This window comes from Clostridium sp. CM027 (assembly GCF_024730565.1).
GTDB lineage: Bacteria > Bacillota > Clostridia > Clostridiales > Clostridiaceae > Clostridium_AD > Clostridium_AD estertheticum_B.
Window position 1 is genome coordinate 3,273,535 of the sequence record NZ_CP077725.1, and the last position, 14,377, is coordinate 3,287,911.

10 protein-coding genes and 1 pseudogene are annotated in these 14,377 nt (G+C 32.7%); 10 read left to right on the top strand and 1 reads right to left on the bottom strand.

What is annotated here, in order from left to right; genetic code table 11:
* The first annotated feature begins 18 nt into the window (after positions 1-18).
* The 8 genes from KTC92_RS15560 (at position 19) to KTC92_RS15595 (ending at position 10,863) form a co-directional block, all read left to right on the top strand.
* Positions 19-3,582: a DNA polymerase III subunit alpha gene (locus KTC92_RS15560; protein WP_220286207.1), complete on the top strand. Its 3,564-nt coding sequence runs from the start codon at positions 19-21 to the stop codon at positions 3,580-3,582.
* Positions 3,583-3,893: 311 nt separating this feature from the next.
* Entirely contained in the window at positions 3,894-4,853 is a 960-nt protein-coding gene (gene pfkA / locus KTC92_RS15565) for a 6-phosphofructokinase (protein ID WP_216302646.1), read from the top strand.
* 122 nt (positions 4,854-4,975) lie between these two features.
* Positions 4,976-6,736, top strand: coding sequence for a pyruvate kinase (gene pyk, locus KTC92_RS15570; RefSeq protein ID WP_216302647.1), 1,761 nt, complete (start codon positions 4,976-4,978; stop codon positions 6,734-6,736).
* 284 nt (positions 6,737-7,020) lie between these two features.
* On the top strand, positions 7,021-7,380 hold the full coding sequence (locus KTC92_RS15575) for a DUF1540 domain-containing protein (protein ID WP_216302648.1): 360 nt from the start codon (positions 7,021-7,023) through the stop codon (positions 7,378-7,380).
* A gap of 156 nt (positions 7,381-7,536) precedes the next feature.
* The gene (gene rlmD / locus KTC92_RS15580; RefSeq protein ID WP_216302649.1) at positions 7,537-8,928 is read left to right on the top strand and encodes a 23S rRNA (uracil(1939)-C(5))-methyltransferase RlmD; all 1,392 of its coding nucleotides are present in this window, start codon (positions 7,537-7,539) and stop codon (positions 8,926-8,928) included.
* A gap of 43 nt (positions 8,929-8,971) precedes the next feature.
* Positions 8,972-9,361, top strand: a complete 390-nt coding sequence (locus KTC92_RS15585; RefSeq protein WP_258280623.1) for a LysR family transcriptional regulator substrate-binding protein — start codon at positions 8,972-8,974, stop codon at positions 9,359-9,361.
* 86 nt (positions 9,362-9,447) lie between these two features.
* On the top strand, positions 9,448-10,155 hold the full coding sequence (locus KTC92_RS15590; RefSeq protein ID WP_216302651.1) for a B3/4 domain-containing protein: 708 nt from the start codon (positions 9,448-9,450) through the stop codon (positions 10,153-10,155).
* A gap of 18 nt (positions 10,156-10,173) precedes the next feature.
* On the top strand, positions 10,174-10,863 hold the full coding sequence (locus KTC92_RS15595; protein WP_216302652.1) for a radical SAM protein: 690 nt from the start codon (positions 10,174-10,176) through the stop codon (positions 10,861-10,863).
* A 455-nt stretch (positions 10,864-11,318) separates the two neighbouring features.
* On the opposite strand, the pseudogene KTC92_RS15600 reads toward KTC92_RS15595, so the two are convergent.
* Positions 11,319-11,882 (bottom strand): annotated as a pseudogene (locus KTC92_RS15600) (cupin domain-containing protein); the annotation flags it as partial.
* 314 nt (positions 11,883-12,196) lie between these two features.
* On the opposite strand from KTC92_RS15600, the gene KTC92_RS15605 reads away from it, so the two are divergent.
* Together KTC92_RS15605 and lepB are read left to right on the top strand one after the other, a co-directional pair.
* On the top strand, positions 12,197-13,447 hold the full coding sequence (locus KTC92_RS15605; RefSeq protein WP_216302654.1) for a hypothetical protein: 1,251 nt from the start codon (positions 12,197-12,199) through the stop codon (positions 13,445-13,447).
* A gap of 199 nt (positions 13,448-13,646) precedes the next feature.
* On the top strand, positions 13,647-14,162 hold the full coding sequence (gene lepB, locus KTC92_RS15610) for a signal peptidase I (RefSeq protein ID WP_216302655.1): 516 nt from the start codon (positions 13,647-13,649) through the stop codon (positions 14,160-14,162).
* Positions 14,163-14,377: the final 215 nt, after the last annotated feature.

Consider the following 14,377-nt stretch of genomic DNA (forward strand, 5'->3'; position numbering starts at 1 on the left):
GTGAACCAAGAACTAGCTATAAAAGAAAAAGAGGACTTAGGAAGTTTCGTGCATCTTCATGTGCATACAGAGTATAGCCTGCTGGATGGTTCGGGAAAGATTAAAGATCTTATTTCTAAAACCAAGAAGCTTGGCATGAAGAGTATCGCTATAACAGACCATGGAGTAATGTATGGATGTGTGGAATTTTATAAGCAGGCAAAAGAGCAGGGAATTAAGCCTATTATTGGTTGCGAAATATATGTAGCGGCTAAATCTATGAATATAAAAGAAGCTGATAGGGATAATAGTACTCATCATTTAGTGCTTTTAGTCAAGAATTTATTGGGGTATGAGAATTTGATGCAGATAGTATCGGCTGCATCAATTAAGGGTTTTTATTATAAACCAAGAGTTGATTTTGAATTTTTATCAAAGCATAGTGAAGGGTTAATTGCAAGTAGCGCTTGTCTTGGTGGTGAGATTCAGAGCCTTCTTCTAAAAGATAATTATGAAAAAGCAAAGGTTATAGCGTTAAAATATAGTGAAATATTCAAAGATGGTTTCTACTTAGAATTACAATATCATGGTATGCAGGAACAGTTTAAGGTAAATGAGCTTTTAGTTAAGTTGTCAAAAGACACAGGGATTCCATTAATTTGTACTAATGATACTCACTATATTGAGCAAGAGGATTCTAAGGCTCATGATGTGCTACTCTGCATCCAAACAGCGAAAACTGTTGATGAAGAAAACAGAATGAGATACCCTTCAGATCAATTTTATTTAAAAGCTCCAGGGGAAATGAAAAAGAACTTTGCATATGTCCCAGAAGCGCTTAGCAATACAGTCAAAATTGCAGAGCAGTGTAACTTTGATTATGAATTTCATGTGTCAAAGCTTCCAAAATTTCCATTACCTCCTGGGGTAGAACCATACGAATACCTAAGAGAAAACTGCTACAAAGGTATGGTAACGCGGTATGATGTATTTAGTGACGTAATGATTAATGGTTTTTCTATAGAATATATAAATGAAATAGCGGATGGAAATGTATTCGCTAAGTTGTACGTAGATAGACTTGAATATGAACTCAATATAATAAAACAAATGGGGTACGTAGATTATTTTCTTATAGTATGGGATTTTATAAAGTTTGCAGTAGAGCATGATATTCCGACAGGTCCTGGCAGGGGCTCTGCGGCAGGTTCAATAGTTGCTTTTACCTTGGACATAACCAAGATAGACCCTATTAAATATAGTCTTATTTTTGAAAGATTTTTAAATCCTGAAAGAGTTTCAATGCCAGATATAGATTCTGATTTCTGTTATGAGGGACGCCAAGCAGTAATTGACTATGTAGTGCAAAAATATGGATCAGATAACGTATCACAAATTATAACATTTGGAACAATGGCTCCTAGAGCATGCATAAGAGATGTAGGAAGGGCTATGAGCTATTCCTATGCAGAGGTAGATAGAATTGCTAAGATGATACCAACTGTAATTGGTATAACTATAAATAAGGCTATTGAAATGAATGCAGAGCTCAGAGTATTATATGAAGATGATAATCGAGTTGAAGCGCTTATAGATGTAGCAAAAGCATTAGAGGGACTTCCAAGACATAGTTCCACTCACGCAGCAGGAGTAGTTATTGCGTCAAAACCTCTAGTAAGTTATGTTCCTCTTCAGAAAAATGATGAAATGATAGTAACACAATTTCCGATGGGAACCCTTGAGGAACTTGGTCTTTTAAAAATGGATTTTCTGGGACTTCGTACACTTACAGTTATGAGGGATTGTGTAGACTTCGTTAAAGAAAATAGGAATGTATCTATAGATATAGACAATTTAGACATTGAGGACCACAAGGTCTACAAGATGATCGGAGAAGGAAAGACTGTAGGGATATTTCAACTTGAATCTGCAGGAATGACTAGCTTTATGAAGGAACTAAAGCCAGATAATTTAGAAGATATTATTGCAGGTATAAGTTTGTACAGGCCGGGCCCAATGGCCGAAATTCCACGTTATATAAGAAATAAAAATAGCATGGATAAGGTGGAATATGAAACTCAACAACTCGAAGAAATTTTAGGCGTTACATATGGCGTAATGGTATATCAAGAACAAGTTATGGAAATTGTTAGAAAGCTTGCTGGGTATTCAATGGGAAGATCTGATCTTGTCCGTCGTGCAATGTCTAAAAAGAAGCATAAAGTTATGGAAGAGGAAAGATATAATTTCATCCATGGCATAGTGGACGAGGCTGGCAATATAGAAGTTGAAGGTTGTCTTCGAAATGGTATTACAGAGTTGGCAGCAAACCGCATATTTGATCAAATGATGGAATTTGCGTCATACGCTTTTAATAAATCTCATGCGGCAGCCTATGCAGTTGTGGGATATGAAACAGCATATTTAATGTGTTATTATCCAACAGAATTTATAGCTGCTATGCTGAATAGTGTAAAGGGTAGTAGTGAGAAAATAGCCTTCTATACTAGATATGCAGTGCAAATTAACATTGGAGTGCTGCCTCCTAGTATAAATGAAAGCTTTGCGGGGTTTACTGTAAAAGGTGATACTATAAGATTTGGTCTTACAGCTTTAAAAAATGTAGGGGTAAATGTGATAGATAGCATTGTACGAAACAGAGAAGAAAAAGGTGATTTCACCGGTTTTATGGATTTTTGTAATAAAATAGATACTTCCTGTGTAAGTAAGAGAGCAGTAGAAAGTCTTATAAAGGCAGGAGCATTTGATGATTTCAAAATTCACAGGTCACAACTACTAGCAATCTATGAAAAAGTATTAGATGGAGTAAATAATGATAGGAAGAGAAATATTGAGGGGCAAATAAATTTATTTTTAGATTTTGAAAATACTTATAATAATTTTGAAATAGAGTATCCTAATATTAAAGAATTTAAAAAGAAACACCTTTTAGCTATGGAAAAAGAAATGACGGGGATATATTTATCTGGTCATCCACTGGATGAATATGAAGAGACACTTAAAATACAAACTAATACAAGAATTTCTGATATTGTAGCAGAAGAAAGCCTTGAAGAAGGCGATGACATGTTAGGTGAAAGCTTTAAACTTAAAGATGGTGATAAAGTTATTATTGGTGGTATAATATCATTTGTTAATAAGAAAGTTACAAAGAATAATGATATGATGGCTTTTATTAATTTGGAGGATTTATACGCAAGTGTGGAAGTAATAGTTTTTCCGAGGACATTTGAAAAGTATAAATCATTAATGGAAGAGGATGAAATAGTAATACTAAAAGGTAGAGTTAGCATTAGGGAAGAAGAGCAACCAAAGATATTATGTGAAGATATTAAACCACTCCTAAAGATTAACAGTGAAAAAATTTATATCCTAATAGAAAATGAACTTATGATGAAGGATGCACTAAAAAAATTAAAACAGAATTTAGCTATTTACAGAGGGAATACTCCTGTATATCTTTGTACAAAAGAGCCAAGAAAAATGTACGCTGTAGATAAAGGGTTGTGGTTAAGTGAAGAAACAGATACTATGGTACTTCTAAGAAGTATATTTGGAGAAAACAACATAAAAGTTCAATAAATAACACCATATAATGGTAAAATAATGGGAGCGATGTTTCTTTTCTCCCGTTTTTATTCAATAAAAGGTTTACAAAGTGTTAATACTATACCATTTAATAAAAAAATATTTTTTTTCATATAAAATGTTGAATATTTCGAGAAATTTGTATAATATTAGACTATAAAGGTATTTTAAAATTAGTAGTAATGTTTTGTTTGGAAACATAAATATATTATAATTACAGTGGGACTATACTTGTCCCTCTGGTACAATAAGGTAACAATCAATAGTTGATATCTTAGACAGAGAACAACAAGGAGGTTATTTTTATGAAAACAATTGCGGTATTAACAAGTGGAGGCGACGCACCGGGAATGAATGCAGCCATTAGAGCAGTAGTTAGAATGGGTATATTTAAAGGCATAAGAGTTATGGGCGTAAAAAGAGGATATAGTGGCCTTATAAACGGTGAAATTTTTGATATGGATAGACATTCTGTTTCGGATATAATACATAGAGGTGGAACTATTCTTAGAACTGCCCGTTGTGAAGAATTTAAAACAGAAGCTGGAAGAGCAAAGGCAGTTAATGTATTAAGGGTATTTGGAATTGATGGATTAGTAGTAATTGGAGGAGATGGTTCTTTCAAAGGAGCACAACTTTTATCAGATTTAGGTATTGCAACGGTTGGTATACCTGGAACTATTGATAATGATCTGCCTTATAGTGAATATTCTATAGGATTTGATACAGCACTAAATACAGTACTGGATGCTATAAATAAAATAAGAGATACATCAAGTTCTCATGAAAGAGTTAGTGTAGTTGAAGTAATGGGAAGAAATTGTGGAGATATAGCCTTATACGCTGGTATTGGCGGAGGGGCTGAAGAAGTTATTATTCCTGAAAAAGGGTATGAAATAGATGGTTTATGCAAAACTATATTTGAAGGTAAACTAAGAGGCAAAATGCACAATCTGATAATTCTTGCTGAAGGTGTAGGCGGAGCAAATGAACTTGCAAAGCAAGTAGAAGAAACAACAGGAATTGAATCAAGAGCTACAATACTCGGCCATATTCAAAGAGGTGGAAGCCCAAGTGCCTTTGATAGAATGCTTGCTTCAAGAATGGGAGTAGCAGCTGTAGAAGTTCTTATAGAAGGTAAATCAGGAAGAGTAATTGGTATGAAAGATGGCAAAATAATGGATGAAGACATCAATGAAGCATTAGAAATACCAAGAAAATTTAATGAAAGACTTTATCATATTTCAAAAATTCTTTCTTACTAATAATCTCTTTTTCAGAGCTGTTAATCATCTCTTTCAGAGTTGCGCATCTGCTAAGGGATTTAAATATAAGACAACGTAATAATGTATTAAATAAAAAAAACTAACAATAAGAGGAGTAATTTATGAAAAAAACTAAAATTATCTGTACAGTAGGGCCAGCAAGTGACAATAGTGAAACTATAAAAAGCTTAATTGATGCGGGAATGGATGCTTCAAGGCATAATTTTTCTCACGGAGATCATGCAGAACATAAGATAAGAATGGACTTAGTAAAAGAGCTACGATCAGAGCTTAATAAACATATTGCTATAATACTAGACACTAAGGGACCAGAAATCAGAACAGGAAATTTTGCAGCTGGTAAAGTTGAATTAAAGGAAGGCGCAAAATTTACTGTTGTTTGTGGTGAAGAAGTTGTTGGAGATGAAACTATTTGTTCAGTAACATACAATAAATTATATGAAGATGTTAAACCGAATGATACTATACTAATAGATGATGGTTTAGTGGGACTTATTGTAGAACAAGTAAAAGGTAAAAGAATACATTGCAAGGTTGCAAATACTGGTATGATAGGTAACCATAAAGGAGTTAATGTGCCTGGTGTTTCAATAAACTTACCTGCACTTACAGAGCAAGATATCAGTGATTTAAAATTTGGAGCTGAGCAAGGTGTTGATTTTGTTGCAGCATCTTTTATAAGAAAAGCATCAGATGTACTTGATATAAGATGTGTACTTAACGAAAATGGTGGCGGAGATATACAAATTTTCTCTAAGATCGAAAATAGAGAAGGGGTTAATAATATTGATGATATTATTAAATTCTCTGATGGTATTATGGTTGCAAGAGGAGATTTAGGAGTTGAAATCCCTACTGAAGAAGTTCCAATAGTTCAAAAAATGATTATCCAAAAGTGTAATGCTGCTGGAAAGGCAGTTATAACAGCTACTCAAATGTTAGATTCTATGATGAGAAATCCAAGACCAACTAGAGCCGAGTCATCAGATGTTGCAAATGCAATATTCGATGGTACAGATGCTATAATGCTCAGTGGTGAAACTGCTAATGGTAAATACCCTGTAGAGGCAGTAACTATAATGTCTAAAATAGCAAAAGCTGCTGAAAATGCTCTTAATTATGAAGAGAATTTAAAGAATAAGGGCAAATATCACATTCCTAATGTACCAAATGCCATTAGTTTAGCTACTTGCAATACAGCTATGGAACTTAAGGCTTCAGCTATTATTACTGCAACTCAAAGTGGTAGTACAGCTAAAAAAGTTTCAGCTTACAGACCAGAATGCCCTGTTATAGCTGTTACTCCTTATGAAAAGATAGCTAGAAGTCTTGCATTAAACTGGGGTGTAGTTGCAATATGTGAAGAGAAGGTAGAATCTACAGATGAACTTATAGATAAATCTGTAAATATTGCTTTAAAAGAAGGCTATGTAGAAAAGGGAGATTTAGTAGTTATTGCTGCTGGAATTCCAGCAAATTATGTAGGTAGTACAAATATGATGAAAGTTCATATTGTTGGTGATATATTACTTCAAGGTAAGGGAAATATAAGTGCTTCAGCTTGTGGTACAGCTTATTATGTAAAAAGTGCAAAAGAAGCTAAAGACACTATGAGAGATGGAGACATTTTAGTAATGAAAACATTAAATAGAGAATATATTGACATATTAGATAGAGTTTCAGGAATTATTGTAGAAGAAGATGAATTAAGTTCAAGTGTTGTTATTGAATGTACATCAAGAGAAATTCCAATAATATATAGTGCAATAGGAGCAGAAGAAGTTATTAAAACTGGTTCATTTATAACAATGGATGCAGCTAGAGGCATTGTGTATAGTGGTAGGGCTAATGTAAAAAACTAAAAAAAATGAGTTTATAGCTCAAGAGATTGTCAGTTAACTGGCAATCTTTTTTTAAAATTTCAATAGACATGTATATTGAAAACAAATATGGATATAGTTATAAGTGTAAACAAAACAACATGGCAACTGATTTTTTTTTTTAGCACCTACATGGTGCTTTTTTTTATTATATAAGAAACAGCTTTCGCAAAATAATAATTATTATACTTATTTTTCATTTTTATAGTATAATAAAAGCTAAAGCTACAGATTATAATAAGAAATAAGTAGTGGGAGTGATAAACATGAGCGGAACTCTAAGTTGCAGCGCAACAAATTGCGTCAATAATATGTCAGGAATTTGCTCAGCTAGTACTATCAATGTCTCGGGGTCAAATGCTCATAGTAGTGAGGCAACGAAGTGTGAAACATTTGCTGAAAAAGGATTAAAGAATTCATTAACTAATGTACTTAATATGAATGTAGTTGGTGAATTTAAACAAGTATTTAATAGTGACTCTATAGAGATGAGTCCGAATATTAGATGCATTGCTAAAAATTGTATACACAATAGAGAAAATTTATGTGCTGCAGATAATATTATGGTTAATGGTACAGGTGCTTTAACTACTGAAAAAACACAATGTGAGACTTTTAAAGAATAATAGAATTTTTTTTAATTGTGATGTAGGCATTTTTTAGGTATTATAAAATCAAAATTAATAAGCACATGGGAGTAAATATACGAGCATAGCTTGCTTGCTATTTATTTTCATGTGCTTTAGTAAAGAGGATAAAGGTAGAATTAGGGAGGAAAAACAATGAAAAGTAAGAGAAAGTTTGATGATTATATTATTCCTGTTAAAAAAAATGAAGATTATATAATGACAATAGATAATATGGGATATGAGGGCGAAGGTGTAGGCAAAATAGATAATTTTACCGTTTTTGTAGCTGGTGCAATTATAGGTGAAGTGGTAAAAATAAAAATTGTTAAGGTTTCTAAAAACTTTGCTTTTGGTAAACTATTAGAGATAATTGAGGAATCAGCAAGTAGAATAGATCCAGTTTGCAGTATATACAAGAACTGTGGCGGTTGTAACGTGCAACATATAGACTATAAGGCTCAATTGGATTTTAAAACTAATAGAGTAGTACAGGTTATAAATAGGATAGGGAAATTAGAAGAGGTCATAGTACATTCTACAATAGGCATGGAGCGTCCTTATAATTATAGAAATAAGGTTCAACTACCTGTTAGCAATATAAATTCTATAGTGAATATTGGGTTTTATGCGCAAAGAAGTCATGACATAATAAATATGGAAAATTGCCATATTCAAGATACAGTTGCAGATCTTGTGGTAAAGCTAACAAGACAATGGATAAAAGAGTTTAATATCGAGTGTTATAATGAGGAAAATCACCAAGGCAATCTTCGACATATTATGATTAGAAAAGGGATTGAGACTGGAGAAGTAATGGTGGTATTAGTTACTAATGGTAAAACACTTCTTTACAAAGAAGAATTTATAGCCTTAATGACTAAAAAAATCAAAGGATTAGTGAGTGTAATCCAAAATATTAATAGTGAAAAAACAAATGTAATATTAGGAGCGAAATGCGTAACTCTATGGGGAAAAGATACTATAACAGATTACATAGGCGAATTTAAATTTGAAGTTTCTCCACTATCCTTTTTTCAAGTTAATTCAATACAAACAAAAGTGCTGTACAGTAAAGCGCTAGAGTATGCAAATTTAAGTGGTGGAGAAGTGGTGCTTGATGCTTATTGTGGTACAGGCACTATATCCTTATTTTTATCTCAGAAGGCTAAAAAAGTATATGGAGTAGAGATAATACCCGAGGCCATTGAAAATGCTAAAATAAATGCAAAAGAAAACAATATATCTAATACAGAATTTATAGTAGGCGAGGCAGAAAAAATTATTCCAGAGCTTCTTCATCAGGGAGTAAAAGCTGATGTTGTGGTAGTTGACCCGCCAAGAAAGGGTTGTGACAAAACTCTTTTAGAAGCAATTAGTAGCATGAAGCCTAAAACTATAGTATATGTCTCTTGTGATCCAGGCACTTTAGCTCGAGATCTTGGGATTTTAGATGAACTTGGATATAAAACTTTAGAAATTCAACCTGTGGATATGTTCCCACAGACGGCTCATGTAGAGTGCGTTGCGAGGATAGAGAGAAAATAGGCTGGTAGCAAAGGGTTAGAGGATTTGAGTAATTTAATATAGTGTGTTTTATGTTCCCTCAGACGAGAGTCCCAATATTGATATCAATATTATGCAAGGTGATTATGAAGATGTTCTTTTCTGGGCAAAAACGGGTGTTGTAGGTATTGGCCTTTCTACTTTGCCTGTTAAGGAAGATTTGGTAGAAACGCCGCTGTATATCGATAGACTTTTATGCATTACACCGAAAAATTTCAAACCTGTTCATTCTAAATATGTTACCATTGAAGATATCAGGGATCAGCCCTTTATTTTGCAACGAGAAGGTTATAATGTAGACACCATTTCTTTTATTAAAAAATACAATTTATCCATCCGCCCGCAATTTTTTATAGATGATGATCAATCCATTATCGCAATTGTTGAGAGTGGTATCGTATATAGTTTAGAATAGCAAAAAATAAGTAGACTATTAGCTAAAGAAAAGTGATAAGGGTAAAATATGTAGCTATCACATTTTAATATGAAGGAGGAATTTTAATGAAAAAGTTTGTCATTGAAGATGATTTTTGGAGCCTATTTCCCAGTGCACGGATCGGAGTTGTTGTTTGTTATGGAATAGATAACACTATAAAAGATAAAGAAACATATAAGGAAATGATTTTAAATTCAGAAAAGGAAGCCTTAAAATATTTGCAGAATGCAGAATTTAGCAGTAACGAAGTTATAAAAGTATGGAGAGAGGCATTTCAAAAGTTTAAAACAAAGAAGGGTGCAAGGGCATCAATAGAAGCGTTACTAAAGAGAGTGAATAATGGAAATCATTTAGGGACTATTAATCCACTAGTTGATATTTACAACTGTATTTCATTAAGATATGCATTGCCCTGCGGTGGTGAGGATATCGATACATTTGCTTCTGATATAAGATTGACTAAGGCAGTTGGAAATGAAAATTTTATTACATTAGGAACGGATAAAAGTGAACCACCATATGAAGGTGAGATAATATATAAAGATAATGAGGGAGCAATTTGCAGGTGCTGGAATTGGCGTGAAGCAGTAAGAACAATGCTTACTGAAAATACAACTAATGCTTTTTTATGTATTGAATTAACTGATGAAAGTAGATTAATAGAATTTCAGGACGCATTAAAAGAACTAGCAAAAGCAGTACAAGACAATTTAGGTGGAACAAGCAAAATTTCAATTTTAGATATCAATAATAAGGAAGTAGTAATAGAGTAATTTTAGGAGGATATAGCAATGGGTGGGTTTAGTTATAAAGAGATTTATATTGAAGATGGTAAAAGGGTACTGGAAGTAAATATACTGCCTGAAAAGCATTGTAATTTTGACTGCATATTTTGTCCTATTGGAAGGTCGCCAAATAAAGTAGATACCCAAAAATCATTTGATAAAACAGATAGTTCATTGATTGAACTAGAAGGTATGATAGAAAGTACAAAAGCAGAAGTAATCTTTATTAACTCAAAAGGTGAAGCTTTAGTGAATGAAAAAATTATTGATGTGATTAATATTATTAAAGGTAAAGGGTTGCAAGTTAAGCTGCTATCAAACGGTTATATTCTAAATTGGCTAGAATTTAAAGAGATTGCTAACATGTGTGAGGAAGTTATTGGCGAAATAAAGGTTATTTCAAATGAAGATTTTCAAAAAATCCAGCGGCCAATTGGAGGGTATACTTTTGAGAATCATATTTCAAATATGAAAGCTTTTAGAGAGCAATATAAAGGCAAATTTATATTAGAAGTAACTATTCTAAAGGGCTATACCGATGATGAAGAATCAATTCAGAAGATAAAAAATATTATTAAGGAGATATCTCCTAACAAGATAATTACTGTAAGAATGGAAGATGAAATATTTAAGAAAAAACTTGGTATAACTGATGAAAGATTTGAAGAAATTTCAAATGAAATACTAAATGTTTAGTTTTGTTAATATATAATATTCTTATTTAACGAATTAAAATCAAAATGCGAACAATAGCCCGGAAGACCGCATTTGGTTTATCAAGAGACACAAAAATAGCAAGAGGTTACTATTACTAGAGTATAAAAATAAAATGAGATAGCTTAGTATTTAAGTTATCTCATTTTATTTTATAGTTTTTTTGCTTATACTTTAAGCACACCAACCTTAGGAAGCTTAGCTAGTTTGCTTGATACTCCATGGCAGCTTTCAAACTGAGAGCTTAAATCTTTACCAGCAGTTAAGCCATAGTGTGTAGCACCGCTTCATTTTGAATTAGCGCTTAAATCATATACAATTCCGTTAACTGCTACATAAGCAGGGTTTCCCATAGTACCATCATACTGAGCAAGTTCACTTAAGGTAAATTCCTTGTTTTGCCTAAGAGCTCTTTGTCCCTTTTGATATAAGTGGTCGTGGTTCTCTTCAGCAGCTTCTGCATCTGCTTTAGTTTCATGAACTGTACCATGTGGATGTTGAGGTGGTGCATAAATAGAGTACAATTTAAGTGGTATGTCACCTGTATTGATTAAATTGTGCCATTTACCAGCAGGTATGATGAATGCAAAATCATCATAGACGTTTTTTTGAAAATCCAAGTTATATTTACTATCACCCATTTTAACAAGCCCTTGCCCTTCTTCAACACGTATAAATTGATCAAGATCTGGATGAACCTCTAAACCTATATCTTCCCCAACCTTGATGCTCATCAAGGTAAGTTGCAAATGGCTTCCTGTCCATAAAGCGGTACGATAAGTATTGTTTTGCTTAGTAGCCTCATTAATATTAACTACAAACGGTTCTGGTCCATAATCCTTTAACTGAATTGAATCATACTCTATTTCATCAGTTGAGGTATGCATTGATGGGTTAATGTAATAAGGACATTGATAGGTTCTATAAAGATTATACATATTGTATGGGTTATACATAGGTGTATTAACACCATAAGGATATGGGTCATAAACATTATACATATTGCTAATCCTTTCATAGTATTACAAAATCATTATATGACCTCTGTTTAGAAAATATGCTTCGATTAACAGGAAGCCGAAGTCCCTGAGGTCATAACACTTAAATTGAAAATCCATGAATTTCACGACTCCCTTTATTTTTGCAAGAAAAAAAGCAATATATAATAAATAATGTCTAATTAAAATATAATTTGGACAAAGAAAAATGTAGTATTTAGTCTGAAATGCTATTTGTGATTTTATGGGTTAGTTATGGTATAATATACAATACAGAAAGACTTTACCATAAGGTTTTCATAAAAGGGAGTGATTAAATGCCGAACGTCAAAGAGATTAAAGTCGGAATAGGTTTTGCGACGGGAAGAAAGAGTTTTCAAAAGGTGCTGAGAACTAACATAAGCAATTGGAAGGAATCTGGTTTGGTAGCAGATAAAAGGTTAAGTTTAAACCTTTTTGTTGCCTATGATCTTCATTATAATAAAACTGAAATAACTGATTACACAAATGTACATCCCGATTTGGTAAAGCAAATTGATAGTAGTAAATTTATTGGAAGCGTTGCTATAAAAGAAGAAATTGATTATTTAATTAGAGAAAACGTCATTAGTTTTGAGGAGACTCAAATGATTTTTGGCAAAGGATATGCAGCCAAGCGTAACGCTGTGCTATATAATGCTATAAAAAACAAAATGGATTATCTTGTTTTTTTGGATGATGACGAATACCCAATGGCAGTAACTAATACGCTTGATACTGCAATTTGGGGAGGTCAGTTTGTTTTGGCAGAACATCTTAATAATATCACTGAAGCAGACATCACTCACGGACATCACTGTGGTTATATATCTCCAATTCCATATATGGAATTCAATGACACTATGACCGAAGGTGATTTTAGGTCTTTTATTGAGGCTATTAGTAATGATATTATTAAGTGGGATAAATTAAAATCTGTTATGAAAAATGGTGGGATAACATATGCAGATACAAAGACATTGACTAGCCATGAGGCCAGAGAGGTAGAAGAAATAAATCATTCTAAATTCATCTCAGGTGCTAATCTGTGTATTAACCTAACTGAGCCTAAGCGTATTTTCCCTTTTTACAATCCACCAGGAGCTAGAGGGGAGGATACGTTTTTAAGCACATGTCTAAGTGAGAGAAAAGTTTTGAGGGTGCCATGTTACACATTCCATGACGGATTTTCTACATATAATCACCTTTTAGAAGGCGTTCTCCCAATTCGATTGAAGTTTATCAAAGCTGATACGGACAAGGTTAAAACTCGCTTTTATAATGCATGTATAGGTTGGATTCGTTATAAGCCATTACTGCTCTATATAACTCAGCCAGATCACTACACGGATAAGATTAGAGAGATAAAAGAGCAGCTGAGAGTAACATTGCCTAAAATCAGTGCTTATTTTGGAAAGCCTGAGTTTATTAATGTCTTGGCAGAACTCGAGAAATACAATAGAAATGTGGAAAAACATTATGCTGAATTCATCGAAACACAACGTATTTGGGCAAAAATCATGGAACATTTTGCGCATCGCATGGAATAGTACATACAGTAATTTTATATATTTCCGTCAAATTTGGAGAAGTGACTTTTAATAGGTCGGCTTCTCTTTTCACCTTTATATACCAAATTATATTGCAGCTCCGCAATAGATGATTTAACAAGAAAATAAATTTTAATTACTGATATATTGTAAATATTGTGATAAGATATTAATGTGTTAGATTTCGGAGGAGATAATTATGGACTTTATTAAAAAAATATTTCAAGATTGGATAGTACCTATAGTAGTGGCCGTTATAATAGCATTTGTAATACGCAAGGTTGTTTTCTTTAATGTAACTGTTCCGACTGGATCTATGCTACCAACAATACATCTGAATGATAAGATTTTAGTAACAATAGTTCATAACAAAAATAACCTTAAACATGGAGATATAGTAGTATTTCATTCTGATGAATTGGGTGAAGATTTAATAAAGAGGCTTATTGGACTTCCAAATGATATAGTAGAAGTTAAAGAAGATGGATCTGTATATATAAATAATAAAAAAATAAATGAAAGTTATGTTGTATATCCAGGTGGTAAAACAGGGAAATATAAAGTGCCAGCAGATAGTTACTTCTTTATGGGTGACAATAGAGTAGATTCTCTAGATGCAAGATATTGGGATAAACCTTTTATACCTAAAAAAGATATAATGGGTAAGGCAGGAATTATAATTAGTCCGTTTAGTAGATTTGGAAAATTAAAATAATAAAATAGCAGGATATAAATGCAAGTTTATATATCTGCTATTTTCATTTTTTGAAAATTAATTAGTTAGGAATTTATATTATAGTCTAATAATTGAATTTAGTATCCCTCTAGCTAAAAGGTTTTGCAATAAAAAAACCATGGTAAAGCTTTACATTTACTGGCAATTTATTTGATGAAAAAACACCAATATTCTTTTGTACTTTAAGATGTAAT

Coding starts and splice junctions, on each gene's coding strand:
- pyk (WP_216302647.1), top strand. CDS start 4,976: ATGAAAAAAACTAAAATTATCTGTACAGTAGGGCCAGCAAGTGACAAT.
- rlmD (WP_216302649.1), top strand. CDS start 7,537: ATGAAAAGTAAGAGAAAGTTTGATGATTATATTATTCCTGTTAAAAAA.
- KTC92_RS15575 (WP_216302648.1), top strand. CDS start 7,021: ATGAGCGGAACTCTAAGTTGCAGCGCAACAAATTGCGTCAATAATATG.
- KTC92_RS15605 (WP_216302654.1), top strand. CDS start 12,197: ATGCCGAACGTCAAAGAGATTAAAGTCGGAATAGGTTTTGCGACGGGA.
- lepB (WP_216302655.1), top strand. CDS start 13,647: ATGGACTTTATTAAAAAAATATTTCAAGATTGGATAGTACCTATAGTA.
- KTC92_RS15590 (WP_216302651.1), top strand. CDS start 9,448: ATGAAAAAGTTTGTCATTGAAGATGATTTTTGGAGCCTATTTCCCAGT.
- pfkA (WP_216302646.1), top strand. CDS start 3,894: ATGAAAACAATTGCGGTATTAACAAGTGGAGGCGACGCACCGGGAATG.
- KTC92_RS15595 (WP_216302652.1), top strand. CDS start 10,174: ATGGGTGGGTTTAGTTATAAAGAGATTTATATTGAAGATGGTAAAAGG.